Here is a 21,378-nt window from a genome sequence, read left to right on the forward strand (position 1 = left end):
GTTACGAGGCCGATCGCCGCACCAACCTACGGGCACTCGGGCGGCGTTCGTCGCCTCGGTACCCCTGGCTGTTCCACGTCACGCCATCCCCTTCCTCTTCCTCACGACGGAGTCAGAGATGTCCGCTTCCTCACGTGCCATGCCCCGGTCGCTTCGCCGCTACCTGACGAGCCCCGCCGCCGTGGGATATCTGGCGGTGGTGGTCTGGTTGGGGACGGACATCGCGCTGACCGCCTCCTCGGACGGCAGCATGGCGGGGGTCTGGCTGTTCTTCCTCACCGCCCCGACCTCGTTCCTCTTCGTGGCTCTGCCCGGCGCCCTTCCGTGGGCCGGTGTGGTGGTCGGGGCCCTCGTCCAGGCGGTGGCGCTCGGCGCCGCCCACCACGGGATCCGCGCCTGGCGGGCACGACGCGCCGTCAGCGCCTGACACCGCACCGGTTCCTGTCGCCCTCGCACCGGCTGCTATCGCGACGCACCGCACCTTCAGCTCACCCCACTTCCAAGGACGGAACAGTCTTGCTGCCGAACAAGAGATACCTGGGTGCCGCCATGGTGGCCGCTCTGCTCACGGCCTCCCTGACGGCCGGCACCGCGTCGGGGACCTCCCCCGGGCCGGTTGCGAAGGAGGCACCGGCCTCTGAGGCCTTCAGAACGCCGACGTCCTCGGACGGGAGCGCCCGGACCGTCGTCACCCTGATCTCCGGCGACCGGGCCCATGTCGATCGCCGTGGGAAGGTGGTCCGTGTCCAGCCCGGCCGGGGACGCGAGCACATCGCGATGTCCGTCCAGCAGGTCGGGACCGACACCTACGTCGTGCCCTCCGATGCCCTGTCCCTGGTCGGGCAGGGCACCCTGGACCGCCGCCTGTTCAACATCACGGGGCTGTTGAGGGCCAGGTACGACGACGCGCACCGGGGCACGGTGCCTCTGATCGTCTCGTACGCCAGGAAGGGGCGGCCGGCCGCCGAGGCCGCCCTGTCCGCAGCGGACGTCAGCGTGCGCCGTAGCCTGCCCGCCGTCTCCGGGCAGGCGCTGACCGCGCCCAAGCGCGGCTCGGCCGAGGTCTGGGAGGCGCTGACCTCCGCCGGCCGGCGGGGGGACGAGGCCAGAACGGCCGCGCCGGGCATCACCCGGGTGTGGCTGGACGGCCGGCGCAAGGCGGCTCTGGACCGGAGTGCCGCGCAGATCGGCGCCCCGACGGCCTGGAAGGCCGGCTTCGACGGCGCCGGGGTCAAGGTCGCCGTCCTGGACACCGGCGTCGACGGAACGCACCCCGACCTCAAGGGGGTGGAGATCGCCCAGCGGGACTTCTCCGGTTCCAAGAACACCGTCGACCATGTCGGCCACGGCACCCACGTGGCCTCGACGCTGGCCGGATCGGGGGCGAAGTCCGGCAAGCACAGAGGAGTCGCCCCGGGCGCGAGGATCCTGGACGCCAAGGTCCTGGATGACGAGGGCAGCGGCGCGGACTCCGGCATCATCGCGGGGATGCAGTGGGCCGCCGACAACGGCGCCCGCATCGCCAACCTCTCCCTGGGAGGCGAGGACACCGCCGAGCACGACCCGCTGGAGGCGGCGGTCGACCGGATATCCGCCGAGAGCGGCATGCTCTTCGTGATCGCGGCGGGCAACGAGGGCCCGGACGCGTCGACCGTCGGCTCCCCCGGCAGCGCGTCCTCGGCGCTCACCGTCGGAGCGGTCGACCGCAAGGACCGGATCGCGGACTTCTCCAGCACCGGCCCCACGGCCGACGGCTCCCTGAAGCCGGACATCACCGCACCCGGTGTCGGCATCGTCGCGGCGAAGGCGGCCAAGGGTGTCGAGGGCACCCCTGCCGCCCCCGGCTATGTGTCGATGTCCGGTACGTCCATGGCCACGCCGCACGTGGCGGGCGCGGCGGCCGTCCTCGCCCAGCAGCACCCCGACTGGACCGGTCAGCGGATCAAGCAGGCGCTGACCGCCTCGGCCAGGCCCGGCACCGGGCTGTCGCCCCTCCAGCAGGGCACCGGCCGGACGGATCTGACGCGGGCGATCACGCAGAGCGTGGTCACCGAGCAGGTGTCGGTGAACTTCGGCACCCAACTGTGGCCGCACGGCGACGACAAGCCGCTCGTCCGGCGGATCACCTACCGCAACGACGGAACGGAGCCGGTCACCCTCGCCCTGTCGACGGAGACGACCGGGCCCGAGGGGAAGGCCGCCCCGGCCGACTTCTTCACCGTCGGCACCGACCGTGTCACCGTCCCCGCGGGTGGCACCGCCGGGGTGGACCTCACCGCGGACACCCGGATCGGCCGTCAGGACGGCGCGTTCACCGGAGTGCTCGTCGCCCGGGCCGCCGAGGGCGGACAGAGCGTACGCACCACCTTCGGGGTGCAGCGGGAGGCGGAGGCGTACGACCTCACCCTCAAGTACATCGGCACCGACGGCAGGCCCTCGCAGTCGGGCACGCTCGTCCTCGGCCACGGCGACGTCCTGCTCAACGCGTACGACACCGAGGGTGACGGCATCGTCCGCATCCGGGTGCCGCGGGGCACCTACCTCCTGGAGACGCCGGTACAGACCCGCAAGGGCACCCGGGCCGCCCCGGACGTCGCGCTGATGGTCCAGCCCGAGCTCTCCGTCACCCAGGCCACCACGGTCACGTTCGACGCCCGCAGGGCCAGGCCGGTGGACATCACCGTGCCCGAGGGGGCCAGGAGCGTGGACACCTACCTGAAGTACGTCCTGGAGACCGACGAGACCGTCTACGGCTCGGTCTGGCAGCAGAGCTCCTTCAACGGGTTCCGCACGGGTCACGTGGGCTCCGCGCTGCCGGCAAAGGAGTTCAGCTCGCACATCGGCGGGACCTGGCAGAGGGGCAGCACCACCTACAACCTGCTCTACGACCGCACCCGCTCCCTGCACACCGGGCTGGCCCACAAGGTGGCCAGGAGTGAACTGGCCCTGGTGAAGAACCGTATCGGCGTCTCCGCCAAGAAGCGGACGGGCGCGGTCAGCCCCGTCTGGGAGACCGCGGCGGGGATCGGACACGAGACCGTCAGCAGGCCCTTCGCCCTGCCCGCCACGGCGAACACCTACGTCAACACCCGCAAGGGCGTCACGTGGGGCTTCTCCGTCGGGCAGCATCGGTCCGGCAGCGGCGACGACGGCCTGGAGATCATCTTCAACGAGCCGAACCTCAAGACCTACCAGCGGGGGAAGACCTACGCACAGACGTTCAACGTCGGGGTGTTCAGCCCCAGGATCAACAGGTACAACACCGCCCGGCGCATGGGCAACGACCTCAGCTTCTGCATCGGGGAGTACGCCGACGGCGCCGGCCATGTCGGCCTGTCGGCGGTGACGGAGCAGCGGACCCGGGTCACCGTCGACGGCAAGAAGCTCCTCGGCTCCGCGGAGGGGCTCTGCGAGGACGTCTTCGGTCTGCCGTCGAAGAGTGCGGCCTACCGGATCAGCACGGAGGCGACCCGCCCCACCGAGGTCGCCGGCGTCACCACCCGCCTCGCCGCCGCCTGGACCTTCCGTTCCCGGAAGACGCCGGCCGATGACTACACGGTGCTTCCCCTCTCCTCGGTCCGGTTCGCCCCGAAGCTCGACCTGTACAGCAGGGCCGCGGCGGGCAGGAAGCTCACGGTCCCGCTCACCCTCCAGGGCCCGGCGGCCAAGAGCCTGCGGAGCCTGTCCGTCCAGGTCTCCTACAACGGTGGCAAGAAGTGGTCCAAGGCCCCGGTTCTCACGAAGAAGGGCAAGCGGACGCTCTCCCTCAGCCACCCCGCGAAGGCCACCTCGGTCTCGCTCAAGGCGGCGCTCACCGACAAGCAGGGCAACACCTACAAGGTCACCATCGTGAAGGCGTACCTGCTCAAGTAGCCGATCCGAGGCGCCGCTCACCAGCAAGCACCGTGTCCCGCCCGGGAGTCTCCCGGGCGGGACGCAGCCGACGGACGCTACGACACCGCCTGACCCTTGCCGAGGGCGATGACGCCGTTCTGCGAGACGGTGTACAGCTCACGGTCCCGTTCCGGGTTGACGCCTATCGTCGCCCTGGGCGGGACATCGACGTTCTTGTCGAGGATCGCGTTGCGCACGACCGCTCCCCTGCCGACGCGCACACCGTGGTGCAGCACGGAGCCCTGGACCACCGCACCCTGCTCGACGATCACACCGGGCGAGAGCACGGACCCGGTGACCTGGCCGCGGATCACGCAGCCCGGGCTGACGATCGACTCGCCGGCGATGCCTCCGGAGACGAACCGGGCCGGGGCCTGGTGGCCCGCATGGGTGTACATGGGCCAGCGATCGTTGTAGAGGCTGAACAGTGGCTGCTCGGAGATGAGGTCCATGTGGGCTTCGTAGTAACTGTCCAGGGAGCCCACGTCCCGCCAGTACCCGCGCTCGCGCCGGGTCTCGCCCGGCACGTGGTTGTCGTCGAAGTCGTAGACGTGCGCGACTCCGCGCTCGGTGAGCATGGGCAGGATGGATCCGCCCATGTCGTGGACGGAGCTGTCGTCCTCGGCGTCCTGGTGGAGGGCGTCCACGAGAACCTTCGTGGAGAAGAGGTAGTTGCCCATCGACGCGAAGACCTTGGTCGGGTCGTCGGGCAGGCCGGGCGGGTCGGAGGGCTTCTCCAGGAAGCGTTCCACGCGGGAGCCGTCGGAGGCCGGGGTGATGACGCCGAAGGCGGAGGCTTCCGCACGGGGCACCTTGATCCCGGCGACGGTGACGCCGGCACCGCTCTCGATGTGCCGCTCCAGCATCTGGCGTGCGTCCATGCGGTAGACGTGGTCGGCCCCGAACACCGCTATGTAGTCCGGCTGTTCGTCATGGACGAGGTTGAGCGACTGCAGGATGGCGTCCGCGCTGCCGAGATACCAGCGCGGGCCGAGACGCTGCTGGGCCGGGACCGGCGTGACGTAGTTGCCGAGCAGACTGGACATCCGCCAGGTGGTGGTCACATGGCGGTCCAGCGAGTGGGACTTGTACTGGGTGAGGACACAGATCCTCGTGATGTCCGCGTTGACGAGGTTCGACAGGACGAAGTCGACCAGCCGGTAGGTCCCGCCGAAGGTCACCGCGGGTTTCGCCCGGTCGGCCGTCAGCGGCATCAGCCGTTTGCCCTCTCCTCCCGCAAGGACGATCCCGAGCACCGAAGGTCCAGCGCGCATGGCCACTCCCCCTCCTGAAACACCGGACCGTTTCCGGCTACACCTTTGTGACGGTCTCCTCGTACACCTCGACGGTCCGCCGGGCGACCATGTCCCAGCCGAACTCCCGCACCGCACGTTCCCGGCCCGCCTCACCCATCCGCCGGGCCGCCGAACGATCGGCGAGCACCTGGTTGACCGCTTCGGCGAGATCCGCCTCGAACCGGGCCGGTTCGCCGGCCTCGTACGGTACGAGCAGTCCCGTACCGCCGTCGGACACGACCTCGGGGATGCCTCCGACCGCGGAGGCGACCACCGGGGTGCCGCAGGCCATCGCTTCGAGATTGACGATGCCCAGGGGCTCGTACACCGAAGGGCAGACGAACACCGCCGCCCGGCTCAGGAGTTGGATGACGTCGGGGCGCGGGAGCATGTCCGGGATCCAGTGGACCCCGTCGCGCGAGCCCTTGAGTTCGCCGACGAGTTCGCGGAACTCGGCCTCGATCTCCGGGGTGTCGGGCGCGCCCGCGCAGAGCAGGAGCTGTGCGGAGGGGTCGAGCCGGTGGGCGGCGCGCAGCAGGTGCGGGACACCCTTCTGGCGCGTGATACGGCCGACGAACAGGACGAAGGGGCGGTCCGGGTCGATACCCAGGCGGCGCAGTACGTCGACTCCGGGAACGGGCCGGTACAGGCGGGTGTCGATGCCGTTGTGGACGACCCTGACCCGGCCGGGATCAAGCTGCGGGTAGCAGCCGAGGATGTCGGCCCGCATTCCGTGCGAGACGGCGATCACCGCGTCGGCGGATTCCATGGCGGTGCGCTCGGCCCAACTGGACAACGCGTAGCCGCCGCCGAGCTGTTCGGCCTTCCAGGGCCGCAGGGGCTCCAGCGAATGGGCGGTCACCACGTGCGGGATGCCGTACAGCAGTCCGGCGAGGTGGCCCGCGAGGTTGGCGTACCAGGTGTGCGAGTGGACGAGGTCGCGGCCTTCGAGCGCGGCGGCGATGGACAGGTCCACGGAGAAGGCGCGCAGCGCGTCGTTGGCACCGTCCAGCTCCCGGCCGGGCCGGTGCCGGACCAGCCCGTCCGCGGCACCTTCGCCCCAGGAGTGGACCTGCAGATCGGTGAGCGCGCGCAACTCCCTTGCCAGGAACTCGACATGGACACCGGCGCCGCCGTAGACGTCCGGCGGGTACTCACGACTCAGCAGTCCCACCTTCACGTCTGACCCCCTCGTGTCATCGATGATTCTCTTCCCCTGATGGCCACCCACATGCCTCTGCGAGGGACTCGGATGTGCGCACCCCTGTCGTGCGCCGGCTCGCGTGGTCCAGGTCTTCCGGGACACGCCCGCGGGTGACCGGCGGTCCAGCACCGGCCGGTCCGCACCGGCGGCGGTGGGTAGCCTGGCCAGGCAACCGACAGCGTCGCGAAGGCGCCCCGGCGGCAGGACACGGCACACAGTCAGGACGCGCCCCGCGCCGGACATCGGTGGCGCGATCGGAGAGGTGAAGAATGCGGCCCATCATTCCCGACTATCTGGCCGAGGTGCTGGGGCAGGTGGAGCCGGACGCCTCCGGGGAACCGGCCTCCTACATCCCTGAGCTGGCGGCGGCGGATCCCGAGCGCCTCGGCGCGGCCTTCGCCACCGTCGACGGGCAGGTGCACGGTGCGGGTGACATCGACGTCCCGTTCACGATCCAGTCGATCTCGAAGCCGTTCGCGTATGCCCTGGCACTGGCCGACCGCGGTTTCGGCCCGGTGCTCGCCAAGGTGGGCGTCGAGCCTTCCGGTGAGGCGTTCAACGAGATCTCTCTGGAGAGCGGCACCGGACGCCCGCTCAATCCCATGATCAACGCTGGTGCGATCACCGTTCACTCCCTGGTCGCGGAGACGGGATCCGGCCCCGCCGAGCGGGTGCGACGGGTGCTCGACGGCCTCTCGGCCTTCGCCGGCCGCCGGCTGGAGATGGACGAGAAGGTGTGCGCCTCCGAGATGGAGCACGCGCACCGCAACCTCGCCATCGCGCACATGCTGCGCAGCCACGACATCCTGACCGAGGACGCGGGGGCGGTCGTCGACGGCTACACCCGGCAGTGCTCGGTCCTCGTCACGACACGGGACCTGGCCATGATGGCGGCGACCCTGGCCAACCGCGGCGTGAACCCGCTCTCGGGTGAACAGGTGGTGCCGGAAGGGGTGGTGCGCCAGGTCCTGAGCGTCATGTTCAGCTGTGGCATGTACGACGCCGCGGGTGACTGGACGACCCAGGTCGGCATCCCCGCGAAGAGCGGGGTGGCCGGAGGCCTGATCGGCGCCCTTCCCGGACGTCTCGGCATCGCGACCTTCTCACCTCGCCTGGACAGCCACGGAAACAGCGTCCGCGGGGTCTCCCTGTTCGAGCGCTTCTCCTCCGACATGGGCCTGCACGTGATGGAGGTCCCCTCCGCAGGGCGGGCGGTCGTGCGGTCCAGCCACGTCCTCGGCAGCGGACCGGACGCGCTCCGCGTTCTGGAACTCCAGGGCGGCATCGGCTTCGCGGGAGCCGAGCGGGTGGTGCGGGAGGTCCTGGACACCGATCCGCAGGAGACGCGGGTGGCCATCGACCTCACCCGGGTCCACGCGATCGACGACGTGGCACGGCGCATGGTGCTGGAAATCGCGCGCCGGCTGACGCTGGACGGCCGGCAGGTCTACCTCGTCGACCCGGAAGCGGTCATTCCCGATCCCGAACCGGGCGACGGCGGCCAGGTCACCGTCATCCGCGAGGTGGATCAGGCGGTGCTCCCCGCCGTATGAACACCGCGCTCCCGGCGCGGGCCGCTGTGCGGTTCCGCACCGGTCGGTTGTGGTCGATGCGGTGACCGCTGTGGTTCGCCAGGAGGAAGGAACGTGGTGTTCGCGGAGACCGCCACCATCGGATCCGCGGGCGGCGAGAGCCGTGGATCCGGGCGTGCGTCCATGCGCTCTACCACCCGGCCGGTGGGTCCGACGCCGTGGTCCGGGGCAGGGTGAGCACCATGGTCAGGCCGCCGCCGGGCGTGTCCTCGGCGGTAAGGGTCGCACGGATCGCCTCGGTAAAGCCGCGGGCGACCGCAAGGCCAAGGCCCACTCCAGCACCGCGCGGGGCGTCGCCGAGACGTTGGAACGGCTCGAAGATGTGTTCTTTCGCCGCGTCGGGTACGCCTGGACCGCGGTCGACGACGCGGAGTTCGACCCGGTCGCGCAGACTGCTGGCCGAAACGAGCACCGGGCGGCCTTCCGGGCTGTACTTGACGGCGTTCTCGACGATGTTGGCGACCACCCGCTCCAGGAGGCCGCGGTCGACGGCCACCATGGGCAGGGTTTCGGGGATGTCCAGCACCACGCTGCCGTCGGGGACGCCGCCCAGCGCCATGGGGACGACTTCGTCCAGGTCCGTCTCCCGGATCATCGGGACGACGGTGCCCGTGTTGAGACGGGACATGTCCAGGAGGTTGCCGATCAGCGCGGAAAGCCGGTCGGCCCCGTCCTCGATGCCTTCGAGGAGAGCCTCGCGATCGGTCTCCGACCAGTCGATGTCGTGGGAGCGGAGCGAGGTGACCGATGCCTTGATCCCCGCCAGGGGCGTGCGGAGGTCGTGGCTGACCGCGGCGAGCAGAGCGGTACGGAAGCGATCGCTCTCGGCGAGCTTGCGTGCCTCCTCCGCCTGATCGACCAGGCGCTGGCGGTCCAGTGCCACGGCCGCCTGGGCGGCGAAGGCCCCGAGGACCCGGCGGTCCTCGGCGGGCAGGGCCCGGCCGCTCAGGACCAGGGCCAGGTTCTCCCCCACGGGTATGTCGACGTCGGCGTCCTCGGGACGTTCGACGGGTCGGGCTCCGACTGCCGCCGTGCAGGTCCAGGGCTCGACGTCGCTGGTCCGCTCCAAGAGGGCGACGGAGTTCATGGTGAAGGTTTCCCTGAGCCGTTCCAGCAGCGCGTCGAGGGAGTTCTCGCCCCGCAGGATGCTGCCGGCCAGGAAGGAGAGGATCTCCGACTCGGCGCGCAGGCGGGCCGCCTGGTGGGTGCGGCGGGCCGCCAGGTCGACGACTGAGGCGACGGACACGGCCACACCGACGAAGATCACGATGGCGACGATGTTCTTGGGGTCGGAGACGGTGAACCGGTGAAGCGGTGTGGTGAAGAAGTAGTTCAACAGCAGGGACCCGAACGCCGCTGACGCGAGGGCCGGGAGCATTCCGCCGAGAAGAGCTGCCGCGACCGTGGCGGTGAGGAACAGCAGCATGTCGTTGGCGAGACCGATGTCGGGGATGACGGTGCTGAGCAGCAGGGTGAGGAGGGCGGGTCCGGCGATGCCGGCGAGCCAGCCCCAGATGATGCGGGCCCGGCCCAGCCGGGCGCCGCGGGCGATCGGGAGCCCGCGGCCCTGGGCGACGTTGTCGTGGGTGACCATGTGGACGTCGAGGTCGGGTCCGGACTCGCGGGCGACGGTGGCGCTGACGCCGGGGCCGAGCATGTACTGCCAGGTGCGGCGGCGACTGACACCCAGCACGATCTGGGTGGCGTTGACCCCTCGGGCGAACTCCAGGAGGGCCGAGGAAACGTCGTCGCCTATCACGTGATGGAAGGTGCCGCCGAGGTCCTCGACCAGGGTCCGCTGGACCGCCAGCTCCTTGGGTGACACCGCTTTCAGCCCGTCGCTCGCGGCGATGTAGACCGCCAGCACCTCGCCGCCGGCGCCCTTTTCCGCGAGGCGGGCGGCGCGGCGGATGAGGGTGCGGCCCTCGGGGCCGCCGGTGAGGCCGACGACGATGCGTTCGCGGGCCTGCCAGGTGGTGCGGATGTCGTGCTCGCCCCGGTACTGCTGGAGGTACTCATCCACCCGGTCGGCGGTCCACAGCAGGGCCAGCTCGCGCAGGGCGGTCAGGTTGCCGGGCCGGAAGTAGTTCGCGAGCGCCGCGTCCATCTTGTCCGGCTGGTAGATGTTCCCGTGCGCCATTCTGCGGCGCAGCGCCTGGGGCGACATGTCGACCAGCTCGATCTGGTCGGCCCGGCGCACCACCTCGTCCGGGACGGTCTCCCGTTGCCGCACCCCCGTGATCGACTCCACCACATCGCCCAGCGACTCCAGGTGCTGGATGTTGACCGTCGATATGACGTCGATCCCGGCCTTGAGGAGTTCCTCGACGTCCTGCCAGCGCTTCGCGTGGCGGGAGCCGGGGACATTGGTGTGGGCCAGCTCGTCCACCAGGGCCACGGCGGGGGCGCGCTCCAGGACGGCGTCGACGTCCATCTCGGTGAAGATGGCTTGCCGGTACTCCAGTTCGCGGCGGGGAACGAGCTCCAGGCCGTGCAGCATCACCTCGGTACGTGGCCTCTTATGGTGTTCCACGAACCCGACGACCACGTCGGTGCCGCGCTCGGCCCTGCGGTGGGCCTCGGAGAGCATCGCGTACGTCTTGCCGACGCCCGGCGCCGCTCCCAGGTAGATCCGCAGCTTTCCGCGTCCCATGATGTCTTCTCGTTCTTCCGTGGTGGATGGGGCATCAGGGTTCGAAGCGGTAGCCCATGCCCGCCTCGGTGATCAGGTACCGCGGGTGGGCGGGGTCGGGTTCGAGCTTGCGCCGTAGCTGGGCCATGTAGACCCGGAGGTAGTTGGTGTTCTCCGTGTATGTGGGGCCCCACACCTCCCGCAGGAGCGAGCGCTGTGACACCAGGCGGCCGGGGCTGCTGACCAGCATTTCGAGCAGGTGCCACTCGGTCGGTGTCAGCCGGACGGTGTCGTCTCCGCGCTGCACCTTCTTCGCCACCAGGTCGATGGTGAACTCGTCCGTGATGACGGCGGTCCGCCCTTCCTCCTCAGTGGTCTCCTGGCGTCGCCGGGTAGCAGCGCGCAGCCGGGCCAGCAATTCGTCCATGCTGAACGGTTTGGTGACGTAATCGTCCGCGCCCGCGTCCAGGGCGCGGACTTTGTCCTCGGACAGGTGACGGGCCGACAGCACCAGGATCGGCATCCGGCTCCACACCCGGATCGCCTTGATGACCTCGACGCCGTCCATGTCCGGCAGCCCGAGGTCGAGCAGGATGGCGTCGGGCTTGTGGGTAGCGGCGAGCCGTAGCGCCGTACCACCGTCGGAGGCTTCCTCGACGTCGTAACTACGCGCCTGAAGATTGATCGTGAGGGCGCGGACCAGCTGTGAATCATCTTCCACCACGAGCACCCGGGGCATGGGCTGTGCACTCTCTCCTTGGTCGCGGGCGGCTGAGGAGCCGGTGGGACACGGCGCTTCCGTATCCCACCGGCTTCCGGTCCCCAGGCTGGGATCCATCAGTCCTGGGTCAGGTTCCTGAGCGCGGTGTTCAGTTCGAGGACGTTCACGCGGGGCTCGCCCATGAAGCCGAGAAGCCGGCCGGTGGTGTGGTCCTTGACGAGGTCCTCGACCTTCTTGAGGTCGAGGCCGTTCTTCTCGGCGACCCGGTGGACCTGGAGCTTCGCGTACGCCGGTGAGATGTCCGGGTCGAGGCCGGAACCGGAGGACGTGACGGCGTCGGCCGGTACGTCTGCGGGCTTCACCTTGTAGGTGGGGGTGGAGTTGTCCTTGACCACGGCTGCCTTGGCGTCCTTCACCCACTGGATGAGCTCCTCGTTGTCTCCGGCGCGGTTGGTGGCGCCGGAGAGGATCAGGGAGTACTGGGTGTTGACGCTGTTGCTGCCGAGGCCGTTTGAGGGGCGCGGCTGGAACCACTTCAGGTCCGGGGCGGGTGACTCCTGGCCGTCCTTGAGCGGGAGGTCGTAGCGCTGGCCGATGAGGGAGGAGCCCACGACCTGCCCACCCGTGTCCTTGATCTCGGAGCCATTGGCCTTGTCGTGGAACAGGGCCTGGGCGACTCCGGTGATGGCCAGCGGGTAGATCACTCCGCAGACCAGAGTCAGGACGAGCAGGGCGCGGAGCCCGGCCCCGAGTACGCGCGCGGTGCTGCTGACGGTGTTGTTGGTCATGGCGGATCAGCCGATTCCGGGGATGAGGGAGAGGAGCAGGTCGATGAGTTTGATGCCGATGAACGGGGCGACGATGCCGCCGAGTCCGTAGACGGCGAGGTTGCGGCGCAGCATCTTGTCGGCACTGGCGGGCCGGTAGCTGACGCCCTTGAGGGCGAGCGGCACCAAGGCGACGATGATCAGGGCGTTGAAGATGACCGCCGAGAGGATCGCGGACTCGGGCGAGGCCAGGCCCATGATGTTGAGCTTGTCCAGCGATGGGTACGCCACGGCGAACATGGCCGGGATGATCGCGAAGTACTTCGCGACATCGTTGGCGATGGAGAAGGTCGTCAACGCGCCTCGGGTGATGAGGAGTTGCTTGCCGATCTCGACGATCTCGATGAGTTTGGTGGGGTTGGAGTCGAGGTCGACCATGTTCCCGGCCTCCTTGGCGGCCGAGGTGCCCGTGTTCATCGCGACGCCGACGTCGGCCTGGGCGAGGGCGGGGGCGTCGTTCGTGCCGTCGCCGGTCATCGCGACGAGCTTGCCGCCGGCCTGTTCCCGCTTGATGAGGGCCATCTTGTCCTCGGGCGTGGCCTCGGCCAGGAAGTCGTCGACCCCGGCCTCCTCGGCGATCGCCTTCGCGGTCAGCGGGTTGTCGCCCGTGATCATGACCGTACGGATGCCCATCCGGCGCAGCTCCTCGAACCGCTCCCGCATGCCCTCCTTCACCACGTCCTTGAGATGGATCAGCCCCAGAACCCGCGCGCCGCGAGCGTCTTCCACAGCCACCAGCAGCGGCGTGCCACCAGCCTGGGCAATCCGCTCGCTGAGTGCCTGCGCGTCCTCGGAGGCACTCCCGCCCCGCTCCTTCACCCACGCCTCGACGGATCCGGTCGCGCCCTTGCGGACCTTGCGTGCGGGCAGGTCGACGCCTGACATCCGGGTCTGCGCGGTGAACGCGACCCACTCGGCGTCCGCCAGCTCGCCCTGGTCCCGCTCCCGCAGGCCGTACTTCTCCTTGGCCAGCACGACGATCGACCGGCCTTCGGGGGTCTCGTCGGCGAGCGAGGAGAGCTGAGCGGCATCGGCGAGATCCGTCTGTGTCACGCCCTTGACCGCCAGGAATTCGGCTGCCTGCCGGTTGCCCAGGGTGATGGTGCCGGTCTTGTCGAGGAGCAGTGTGGAGACGTCGCCGGCGGCTTCGACCGCGCGCCCGGACATGGCCAGGACGTTGCGCTGGACGAGGCGGTCCATACCGGCGATCCCGATCGCGGACAGCAGGGCCCCGATGGTGGTGGGGATCAGGCAGACGAGCAGCGCCGCGAGCACGATGAGTGAGGTCTGGTCGTTGGCGCCCGCGTAGATCGCGAAGGGCTTCAGGGTGACCACGGCGAGCAGGAAGACGATGGTGAGGGACGCCAGCAGGATGTTCAGGGCGATCTCGTTGGGCGTCTTCTGCCGGGCGGCGCCCTCGACCAGGTTGATCATCCGGTCGATGAAGGTCTCGCCCGGCTTGGTGGTGATCCTGATGACGACGCGGTCGGACAGCACCTTCGTACCACCGGTCACCGCGCTGCGGTCGCCGCCGGACTCCCTGATGACCGGAGCGGACTCACCGGTGATCGCGGACTCGTCGACAGAGGCGACGCCTTCGACCACGTCCCCGTCGCCGGGGATGACGTCTCCGGCCTCGCAGACCACCAGGTCCCCGATGCGCAGGTCCGTGCCGGCGACCCGTTCCTCGTTCGGGCCGGCGACGCGGCGGGCGATGGTGCCGGTCTTGGCCTGACGGAGGGTGTCGGCCTGGGCCTTGCCCCGGCCTTCCGCCACGGCTTCCGCGAGGTTGGCGAAGATCGTGGTCAGCCAGAGCCAGGCGGTGATCGCCCAGCCGAACCAGTCGGTCGGGTCCGTGATCGCGAGCACGGTGGTGACCACCGAACCGACCAGGACGACGAACATCACCGGCGACTTGACCATCACGCGGGGGTCGAGCTTGCGCAGCGCGTCCGGGAACGACTTCAACAACTGCTTCGGGTCGAACAGCCCGCTGCCGACACGGTTGGCGTTCCCGTGGCCGCCGGCCGGCGGGATGTCCCCGTGGGGAGCGCGGGTGGGAGTGACGGTGCTCATGAGGCGAGCCCTTCGGCAAGCGGGCCCAGCGCGAGGGCGGGGAAGTAGGTGAGTCCGGTGATGATGAGGATCGTGCCGACGAGCAGCCCCGCGTAGAGCGGCTTGTCGGTGCGCAGCGTGCCCGCGGTCTCGGGCACCGGCTTCTGCTCGGCGAGCGAACCGGCCAGGGCCAGGACGAACACCATCGGCAGGAACCGGCCGAGCAGCATCGCGATGCCGATCGTGGTGTTGAACCACTGGGTGTCGGCGTTGAGCCCGGCGAAGGCGGAGCCGTTGTTGTTGGCACCGGAGGTGTAGGCGTACAGGATCTCGGAGAAGCCGTGCGCGCCCGTGTTCGTCATCGAATCGGGAGGCGTCGGCAGGGCCATGGCCACGGCGGTGAACCCGAGCACGAGCGCCGGGGTGATGAGGATGTAGCAGGCGGCGAACTTGATCTGCCGGGTGCCGATCTTCTTGCCGAGGTACTCCGGGGTGCGTCCCACCATCAGGCCGGCGATGAACACCGCGATGATCGCCATGATCAGCATGCCGTAGAGGCCGGAGCCGACGCCGCCGGGGGCGATCTCGCCGAGCTGCATGCCCAGCATCGCGATGCCGCCGCCGAACCCGGTGTACGAGGAGTGGAAGGAGTTCACCGCGCCGGTCGAGGTCAGCGTCGTGGCGACCGCGAAGATCGACGAGCCGGCGATGCCGAAGCGGGTCTCCTTGCCCTCCATGGCCCCGCCCGCGATCTCGAACGCGGGCCCGCGATGGGCGAATTCGGTCCACATCATCAGGGCCGTGAAACCGATCCAGATGACGGCCATCGCGCCGAGGATCGCGTACCCCTGCTTCAGCGAACCGACCATCCGGCCGAAGGTCCGGGTCAGCGCGAACGGGATCAGCAGGATGAGGAAGATCTCGAAGAGGTTGGAGAGCGGGTTGGGGTTCTCGAAGGGGTGGGCGGAGTTGGCGTTGAAGTAGCCGCCGCCGTTGGTGCCCAGCTCCTTGATGGCCTCCTGGGAGGCGACCGCCCCGCCGTTCCACTCCTGCGTGCCGCCCATGAACTGGCCGACCTGGTGGATGCCGGAGAAGTTCTGGATCGCGCCGCAGGCGACCAGGACGATCGCGCCGATCACCGCGATGGGGATCAGGATGCGTACGGTGCCGCGCACCAGGTCGGCCCAGAAGTTGCCGAGTTCACCGGTACGGGACCGGGAGAAGCCGCGTACGAGGGCCACGGCGACGGCCATGCCGACGGCGGCGGACAGGAAGTTCTGCACCGCCAGGCCGCCGGTCTGGACGACGTGGCCCATGGCCTGTTCGCCGTAGTAGGACTGCCAGTTGGTGTTGGCGACGAAGGAAGCGGCGGTGTTGAACGCCTGGTCCGGGTCGATCGAGGAGAAGCCGAGCGAGCCGGGCAGCGAGCCCTGCACCCGTTGCAGCAGGTACAGGAAGAGGACGCTCACCGCCGAGAACGCGAGTACTCCGCGCAGATAGGCGGGCCAGCGCATTTCGGCGGCCGGATTGGCGCCGATGACCCTGTATATCCACTTCTCCGGTTTGTAGTGCTTCTCGGAGGAATAGACCCTGGCCATGTAATCGCCCAACGGACGGTAGGCCAGGGCGAGGGCGGAGATCAGAGCGAAGAGCTGGAGCAGACCAGCGATCTGAGGACTCATATCAGCACTCAGAACCTCTCCGGATAAAGGAGAGCCAGAACGAGATACCCCAGGAGGGAAACGGCCACGATGAGGCCGACGACGTTCTCGACGGTCACAGCTTGGTCACCCCCCGGGCGATGAGAGCCACCAGCGCGAATACCGCGACCGTGGTGACGACGAAGGCCAGATCGGCCATCGCGAACTCCTGATTGACGTGAGGAAGAGAATCGGCCGTTTGGCCGATACGAGCAAACCTCGACTTCACCCAGGCGATAAGCCACCTTGACGAGGTCCATACGAGGAGCGTGAATTCCTTGACGCCAGCCTGACGCAGGCGACCACGAAACGTCACGCAAGGCACCGATCATCTCACTCAGAGTGATGGCGCTCGCTTCTGGTTCTTGCGTACGGGTCGAGTACACAGCGGCATCGAGCGTCGCAAGGCCGTGGCTCTGCGGGGCCGTGGCTCTGCGGGGCTCCGGCTCAGAACCTGTCCGGCCTGATCAGAGCCGCTGCGCGATGCCAGAGCAGGCGCCGGGCGACGATCACGGCGGCAGCGTTCTCCATGGCCATCGGTATTGCCTCTCTCGACCGGGGCGGGCCGGATGAGCCCTTGGCGCCATGCTTCCCGGCCACGGGACCGGACGCACGTCGGCGTACGCCCCCTGACACACCTCGTACGCCGCACCGCACCACCTCGTATCGAGGGCGTGAAAAGTGTCGACGCGGGTGTATGGATCACACCAAATTCGTCGGCGACGGTCCCTGAGGAGCTCCACGCTGTCCTCACCCACCCACCGACTCCGAGGATCTCTTCCCATGTCCCTGCACCCAGGAGAACCGATCACTGCAGACCGGCCCGCCCCGCGCCACGAGGAGCCGCCTGATACCAACCCCGCGGCGTCAGGAGAACGTCACAAGCTCACGGCGCTCCAAGGGCTGGCCGCCCTGTCACTGGACGCGATGGCGTCGGTCGCCTATGGACCGGAGTCGATCGTGCTCGTCCTGGCCGCGGCCGGCGCCTACGGCATGGGCTTCACCCTTCCCGTCACCCTCGCGATCGCGGTCCTGCTGGCCGTGCTCGTCGCCTCCTACCGGCAGGTGATCGCCGCCTTCCCGGACGGCGGTGGCTCCTACGCGGTCGCCAAGCGGCATCTGGGCCGTCGGACCAGCCTGGTTGCGGCCGCTTCGCTGATCCTCGACTACGTCCTGAACGTAGCGGTTTCCGTCACCGCCGGCGTGGCCGCCCTCACATCGGCGTTCCCGGAGCTGTACGGGCAGCGAACAGGCATCTGCCTGGGCGTGCTTGCCCTGGTCACCACGGTGAATCTGCGCGGGGTGGTGAACTCCGCAAAGGCGTTCCTGGTGCCCACCGCCGTCTTCGTAGGATCGATCCTCGTGATGATCACGGTCGGCCTGTTCCGGGACGGGCCCGTCAGTACCGCGTCGGCCGCAGGCCATGCCTCCGCGCTCGGCGAGGGTGCCACCGCCGTAGGCGCCTTGCTGCTGCTCAAAGCGTTCGCGGCCGGCTGCTCCGCCCTCACAGGCGTCGAGGCAGTGGCCAACGCGGTGCCGTCCTTCCGGGCCCCGGCCGCACGCCGGGCCCAGCACACCGAAGTCGCGCTCGGCGCTCTGCTCGGGGTGATGCTGATCGGGCTCTCCGTGCTGATCGGCCGATTCCATCTCCAGCCGGTCGAGGGCGTCACGGTCCTGGCTCAGCTCGCGGACGCCTCCTTGGGGCACAACGCCGCTTTCTACGTCGTCCAGTTCGCCACCATGGTCCTGCTGGCACTGGCCGCCAACACCTCGTTCGGCGGGCTGCCCGTGCTCATGAGTCTGCTGGCCCGTGACCACTATCTGCCGCATTTCTTCGCCCTGAAGGGAGACCGCCAGGTGCACCGGCACGGTGTGGTGTGGCTGGCCGCCGTCTCCGGCATTCTGCTGGTGTTCTCCGGCGGCGACACGAACACGCTCGTTCCCCTCTTCGCCATCGGCGTCTTCGTGGGCTTCACCATCTGTCAGGTCGGCATGGTGCGTCACTGGAACGAGTTGCGGCCGGGCGGCTGGCGGGTCAAGGCTTCCCTCAACGGCCTCGGGGCACTTCTCACCGGCATCTCCGCCGTCGTGGTCACCGCCACCAAGTTCACCGAGGGAGCATGGCTGATCGTCCTGGCCCTCCCCCTGCTGGTACTCACCTTCGGCAGGATCCACCGCGCGTACGGTCAGATCGGCGCCCGCCTCGAACTCGGCCGGGTCCCCCAGCCTCCGTACCGCTCGCCGTCGTTGGTCGTGGTCCCCGTCGCCGGCCTGTCGAAGCTCACCACCCAGGCGCTGACCGCCGCCCGCTCCCTGGGCGATGGCGTCCTCGCCGTCACCGTCACCCACTCGGGCCGTGAGGACCAGCAGGCAGCAGACGCCCTGCGGCGCGACTGGCAACTCTGGAAGCCCGGTGTCGAACTCATCGAAATCCACTCGGAGCGCCGAGCCCTGGGCCGCCCGCTCTCGCTGTACGTGAGGAAGCTCTCCGAGATACACCCGAACGTCCAGATCACCGTACTCATCCCGGAAATCGAACCGGCCCGCATCTGGCAACGATTGCTGCAGAATCAGCGCGGCTCCGTCGTAGCACGGGCCGTGCGTCGGGATACCGACGCTGTTATCTGCCGACTTCGCTTCCGAATCAGCAGCACCTCCTCCTGACGCGTTCTTGGCGACACTCTGACCCAATAAATCGTCCGCCGTAAGAAAAGCGTCAACTTCTTTCACCGGCGCACTGAACTCCGGCGTGCAGGCGCTAGGTTTCTTTCGGCCGCCGGTGGCCCCGTATCGCGGAAGCACAACCCGTGGGGGGCGGTGCCCAGAGGCCACCGGCGGCACCCTCGTTCTTGCGCTCACCGGCCCATCACCACGGCAAGCGCCGCGCTGATCTCCCGAGAAGGCCTCCTCATGTCTCGCGCCGCAATTGACCGTACCTCTCCGGACATCGGGGAACCTTTGCCAAAGACCGAGTCGGACAGCGCAGTTCAACCGCGACCCGAGTCAGGGGGTCTCCGGCGGATCAGGGCTGAGGCTGCGTGCTCCCGGGATGACAAGACCTTGTCCGCAACACGGTGTCACCCACCCAGTTGTGCGCGAATCAGCCTGTCCAGGCTCTGCCACGCCGGGGACGCTGCGTTGACCGTTCCCTGGATGAGGGCGGGGATCTCTGAGGCTGCATCCAGCGTGGGCAGTGTGCCGGGGCCGTAGCGCTCTCGCGTCGCATCGACGATCCGGTGGGCGAGGCCCTCGATACGGGAGTCGTCGGCGTCGAGGTCGTGCGCCTGGTCGTAGGCGAGGAAGAGCTGCCGCAGCGCGGGAGAGGACAGGATGCCGGCCTGGTCCCGGAACAGCACGGTCGCCCGCTCCGGATGTGTGGCGAACACGAGGATCCACAGGTCGCGTTGCAGATCCACCCACCGAGGGGTGAACCCCCAGCGGGCAAGGTCCTCCAGATAGTCACCGACGGCGTCGGGCAGCGGTGCCTGATGCCCGGCGGCGAGCTGACGCAGGCGACCCTGCGTCGCCCGCAGGCCGGCGATGCGGACAGAGAGCGCGTCGTCGATCTCATGCAGCGCCTGCTGGAACTCCTCATCGGTCGCCGACCGCAGTTCTCTGATCCGTGCCAGAGGGACGCCGGCCTCGGCGAGCGTCCGGATCTTGACCAGGTGGATGGCGTCGTCCGCACCGTACCGCCGGTAGCCAGAAGCATCACGGTCCGGCTCGGGGAGCAGACCCTTGTCGTGATAGACCCGAATGGTCTTGGTCGACACCCTGACGTACCTGGCCAGTTGCCCGATGGTGATCATCCAGCCATCGTCCCACTTGACCTTTCCCCAAGGGCAGGGTCGCACCATGGCGCCATGGCAGACACACGTATCGATCGGGAGACGCTGCGCGAGCTGGCGGACGCGGGCAACGAAGCCGCTCTGGACAGGCTGGCCGACCTCGCCGACGAAACCGGCGACACACGGGAACTGAGCGAGCTGCTCGACGAGGGGTCCGCACGAGCCGGATTCCTGCTCACTCGACGTGCGGCAGCCAGTGGCGACCTGCGCGAGCTGCAACGGATCTCCGACGCCGGGTTCGACACCGCCGACGAGATGGAGCGACTGCTGAACGCCCCGGTCGACGAGAAGAACCCCTGAGCCGGCGAGCGCGAGGCGACCAAGCATGAGGAGATCGGTACCTGTGATGGATCGTCCCCCCACAGGACTCGGCGCAGGAACCCGGAACAATTTCTCCACCCGACACCAGGTCCATCCCGATCTCGATCGACAAGCCGTCACAGCCGCCGAGCACGTCGGGTGCAGGGGTGGACAACTGTCACAGGAGTCCTGAGGACTTGAAGATCAGACGGACGTTTTCGCCATCGGCGAAGTGGGACAACCGTTGGAGAGACTGCCGGCCTCCCGGGATCGTTCCGCGGCTGACACTGGTGCGGATGCCTTGGTTCACCAGATACCACAGGGGCGGATCGGAGACGAAGACACGGGGGTCGATCTCCAGTCGGTTGCCTTCGATGTCCACCAGCAACAAACGGGGGGAGATACCGGCGAGCAGGTCGACCGATGCCAGGAGGTCGGTGCGGACATGCCGTTCGCGCAGCAACCCGTGTGTCGTGAGCAGGCCGGGCGCGGCGCGTACCCGAGTCGGCCAGAGGACGGAAAGCAGGAGCAGTCCGAGGGCGATCCAGAGCAGCGCTCGGCGCGGACTTGACTGCCCGCCCGCGGCGTCGACACCGATCAGCAGCAGGGGAAGAAGTGCCGCGACGCCCAGTGCCGAGCGGGCGCTGCCGGCCCACTCCCGGTTCTCGGCGTGGGCAAGCAACCGTGTAGCGCTCACCGTTCCGGCTCCCGCTCCATGAACGGCAGGTGCCACCCCGTACGGCGTACCTCGGCGAGTTCGGCTTCGAGCGGGTTCGGAGGGACGGCGAGTACGGGGCACGGTGCGTGTGTCAGGCAGTACCGTGCCACCGGTGCCCGTAGCCCGGAGAGCCACCGGCCTCGTAGTCCGGTGCCGACGACCAGGAGATCGTCGGCCGACCGGACCGCGTCGACGAGCACCGCTCCCGGCTCGCCGCGCACCGTGAATCCGGACAGGGTGACTCCCGGTCTTCCGGCGGCGAACGCCAGGTCGAGGGCTGTGCACAACTTATCCCGCGCCGCCGCACGGCATTCCCTGAACGTATCGACGCCGAGGGTGGTACGACTACCGAGCCCTCCTCCGGGCAGTTGCCAGGCCAGTACGGCGTACAGCTCCGCACCGCGCTCCCTCGCCTCCGACGCGGCCTGGTGCAGAGCCGTCAGGCTCCCCAGCGATCCACTCACGCCCACCACGATCCTCTGGCGCATCGGGTGCCCTCCTGACTCGTCCTGTTCCGGACCTCCATTGAAGAGTGGCCCGAGGGCTCCGAGCGTCAGCAATCCGTATGAACTGGGCGCCGGCCATCAAGGTT

General features: G+C 68.9%; 17 protein-coding genes. 5 read left to right on the forward strand and 12 right to left on the reverse strand.

All coding sequences use genetic code 11. The features are described 5' to 3' along the window. Window positions 1-118: 118 nt before the first annotated feature. Window positions 119-427 carry an SCO4225 family membrane protein gene (locus ACFWRT_RS00090; protein WP_380948725.1) on the forward strand — a complete coding sequence of 103 codons (309 nt, stop codon included), beginning with the start codon at window positions 119-121 and terminating at the stop codon, window positions 425-427. An 89-nt stretch (window positions 428-516) separates the two neighbouring features. Continuing rightward, a complete protein-coding gene (locus tag ACFWRT_RS00095; RefSeq protein ID WP_380948726.1) occupies window positions 517-3,873 on the forward strand; it encodes a S8 family peptidase in 3,357 nt (1,118 codons plus the stop codon). Between the two features lie 77 nt (window positions 3,874-3,950). Here the strand turns inward: ACFWRT_RS00095 and glgC are convergent, their stop codons facing one another. Together glgC and glgA are read right to left on the reverse strand one after the other, a co-directional pair. Continuing rightward, window positions 3,951-5,168, reverse strand: coding sequence for a glucose-1-phosphate adenylyltransferase (glgC, locus tag ACFWRT_RS00100; protein ID WP_380948727.1), 1,218 nt, complete (start codon window positions 5,166-5,168; stop codon window positions 3,951-3,953). Window positions 5,169-5,205: 37 nt separating this feature from the next. Beyond that, window positions 5,206-6,369 (reverse strand): glycogen synthase, encoded by a 1,164-nt coding sequence (glgA, locus tag ACFWRT_RS00105; RefSeq protein WP_380948728.1) that lies wholly within the window; start codon window positions 6,367-6,369, stop codon window positions 5,206-5,208. A gap of 293 nt (window positions 6,370-6,662) precedes the next feature. Between glgA and ACFWRT_RS00110 the strand changes: the two genes are divergently transcribed. Beyond that, the gene (locus ACFWRT_RS00110) at window positions 6,663-7,946 is read left to right on the forward strand and encodes a glutaminase (protein ID WP_380948729.1); all 1,284 of its coding nucleotides are present in this window, start codon (window positions 6,663-6,665) and stop codon (window positions 7,944-7,946) included. A gap of 169 nt (window positions 7,947-8,115) precedes the next feature. On the opposite strand, the gene ACFWRT_RS00115 is transcribed toward ACFWRT_RS00110, so the two are convergent. From ACFWRT_RS00115 to ACFWRT_RS00145, 7 genes are all read right to left on the reverse strand, one after another. Next, window positions 8,116-10,638 (reverse strand): DUF4118 domain-containing protein, encoded by a 2,523-nt coding sequence (locus ACFWRT_RS00115; protein ID WP_380948730.1) that lies wholly within the window; start codon window positions 10,636-10,638, stop codon window positions 8,116-8,118. Between the two features lie 34 nt (window positions 10,639-10,672). Beyond that, a complete protein-coding gene (locus ACFWRT_RS00120) occupies window positions 10,673-11,356 on the reverse strand; it encodes a response regulator (protein WP_380948731.1) in 684 nt (227 codons plus the stop codon). Between the two features lie 98 nt (window positions 11,357-11,454). Further along, window positions 11,455-12,126, reverse strand: coding sequence for a potassium-transporting ATPase subunit C (locus ACFWRT_RS00125; protein ID WP_380948732.1), 672 nt, complete (start codon window positions 12,124-12,126; stop codon window positions 11,455-11,457). Between the two features lie 6 nt (window positions 12,127-12,132). Then, entirely contained in the window at window positions 12,133-14,241 is a 2,109-nt protein-coding gene (kdpB, locus tag ACFWRT_RS00130) for a potassium-transporting ATPase subunit KdpB (RefSeq protein WP_380948733.1), read from the reverse strand. Continuing rightward, complete coding sequence (gene kdpA, locus ACFWRT_RS00135; RefSeq protein WP_380948734.1) at window positions 14,238-15,902, reverse strand: potassium-transporting ATPase subunit KdpA; 1,665 nt, start codon at window positions 15,900-15,902, stop codon at window positions 14,238-14,240. The genes kdpB and kdpA overlap by 4 nt, the downstream gene beginning before the upstream one ends. A gap of 8 nt (window positions 15,903-15,910) precedes the next feature. Next, window positions 15,911-16,000, reverse strand: a complete 90-nt coding sequence (gene kdpF / locus ACFWRT_RS00140) for a K(+)-transporting ATPase subunit F (RefSeq protein WP_380948735.1) — start codon at window positions 15,998-16,000, stop codon at window positions 15,911-15,913. Further along, window positions 15,997-16,236 (reverse strand): hypothetical protein, encoded by a 240-nt coding sequence (locus ACFWRT_RS00145; protein ID WP_380948736.1) that lies wholly within the window; start codon window positions 16,234-16,236, stop codon window positions 15,997-15,999. The genes kdpF and ACFWRT_RS00145 overlap by 4 nt, the downstream gene beginning before the upstream one ends. A gap of 467 nt (window positions 16,237-16,703) precedes the next feature. Between ACFWRT_RS00145 and ACFWRT_RS00150 the strand changes: the two genes are divergently transcribed. After that, window positions 16,704-18,584 carry an APC family permease gene (locus tag ACFWRT_RS00150; protein ID WP_380948737.1) on the forward strand — a complete coding sequence of 627 codons (1,881 nt, stop codon included), beginning with the start codon at window positions 16,704-16,706 and terminating at the stop codon, window positions 18,582-18,584. Window positions 18,585-18,997: 413 nt separating this feature from the next. On the opposite strand, the gene ACFWRT_RS00155 is transcribed toward ACFWRT_RS00150, so the two are convergent. After that, window positions 18,998-19,729: a MerR family transcriptional regulator gene (locus ACFWRT_RS00155; RefSeq protein WP_380948738.1), complete on the reverse strand. Its 732-nt coding sequence runs from the start codon at window positions 19,727-19,729 to the stop codon at window positions 18,998-19,000. A gap of 54 nt (window positions 19,730-19,783) precedes the next feature. Between ACFWRT_RS00155 and ACFWRT_RS00160 the strand changes: the two genes are divergently transcribed. Then, the gene (locus tag ACFWRT_RS00160) at window positions 19,784-20,068 is read left to right on the forward strand and encodes a hypothetical protein (RefSeq protein ID WP_380948739.1); all 285 of its coding nucleotides are present in this window, start codon (window positions 19,784-19,786) and stop codon (window positions 20,066-20,068) included. A 178-nt stretch (window positions 20,069-20,246) separates the two neighbouring features. On the opposite strand, the gene ACFWRT_RS00165 is transcribed toward ACFWRT_RS00160, so the two are convergent. Both ACFWRT_RS00165 and ACFWRT_RS00170 read right to left on the reverse strand, forming a co-directional pair. After that, window positions 20,247-20,765, reverse strand: a complete 519-nt coding sequence (locus ACFWRT_RS00165) for a hypothetical protein (protein ID WP_380948740.1) — start codon at window positions 20,763-20,765, stop codon at window positions 20,247-20,249. Next, on the reverse strand, window positions 20,762-21,274 hold the full coding sequence (locus ACFWRT_RS00170) for a universal stress protein (RefSeq protein WP_380948741.1): 513 nt from the start codon (window positions 21,272-21,274) through the stop codon (window positions 20,762-20,764). The genes ACFWRT_RS00165 and ACFWRT_RS00170 overlap by 4 nt, the downstream gene beginning before the upstream one ends. Window positions 21,275-21,378 lie beyond the last annotated feature (104 nt).

This window comes from Streptomyces cyaneofuscatus, assembly GCF_042718795.1.
GTDB classification, from domain to species: Bacteria; Actinomycetota; Actinomycetes; order Streptomycetales; family Streptomycetaceae; genus Streptomyces; species Streptomyces cyaneofuscatus_A.

Coding starts and splice junctions, on each gene's coding strand:
- ACFWRT_RS00150 (WP_380948737.1), top strand. CDS start 16,704: ATGTCCCTGCACCCAGGAGAACCGATCACTGCAGACCGGCCCGCCCCG.
- ACFWRT_RS00170 (WP_380948741.1), bottom strand. CDS start 21,274: ATGCGCCAGAGGATCGTGGTGGGCGTGAGTGGATCGCTGGGGAGCCTG.
- kdpA (WP_380948734.1), bottom strand. CDS start 15,902: ATGAGTCCTCAGATCGCTGGTCTGCTCCAGCTCTTCGCTCTGATCTCC.
- ACFWRT_RS00160 (WP_380948739.1), top strand. CDS start 19,784: ATGGCAGACACACGTATCGATCGGGAGACGCTGCGCGAGCTGGCGGAC.
- glgC (WP_380948727.1), bottom strand. CDS start 5,168: ATGCGCGCTGGACCTTCGGTGCTCGGGATCGTCCTTGCGGGAGGAGAG.
- ACFWRT_RS00115 (WP_380948730.1), bottom strand. CDS start 10,638: ATGGGACGCGGAAAGCTGCGGATCTACCTGGGAGCGGCGCCGGGCGTC.
- ACFWRT_RS00090 (WP_380948725.1), top strand. CDS start 119: ATGTCCGCTTCCTCACGTGCCATGCCCCGGTCGCTTCGCCGCTACCTG.
- ACFWRT_RS00120 (WP_380948731.1), bottom strand. CDS start 11,356: ATGCCCCGGGTGCTCGTGGTGGAAGATGATTCACAGCTGGTCCGCGCC.
- ACFWRT_RS00110 (WP_380948729.1), top strand. CDS start 6,663: ATGCGGCCCATCATTCCCGACTATCTGGCCGAGGTGCTGGGGCAGGTG.
- kdpB (WP_380948733.1), bottom strand. CDS start 14,241: ATGAGCACCGTCACTCCCACCCGCGCTCCCCACGGGGACATCCCGCCG.
- ACFWRT_RS00155 (WP_380948738.1), bottom strand. CDS start 19,729: ATGATCACCATCGGGCAACTGGCCAGGTACGTCAGGGTGTCGACCAAG.
- ACFWRT_RS00125 (WP_380948732.1), bottom strand. CDS start 12,126: ATGACCAACAACACCGTCAGCAGCACCGCGCGCGTACTCGGGGCCGGG.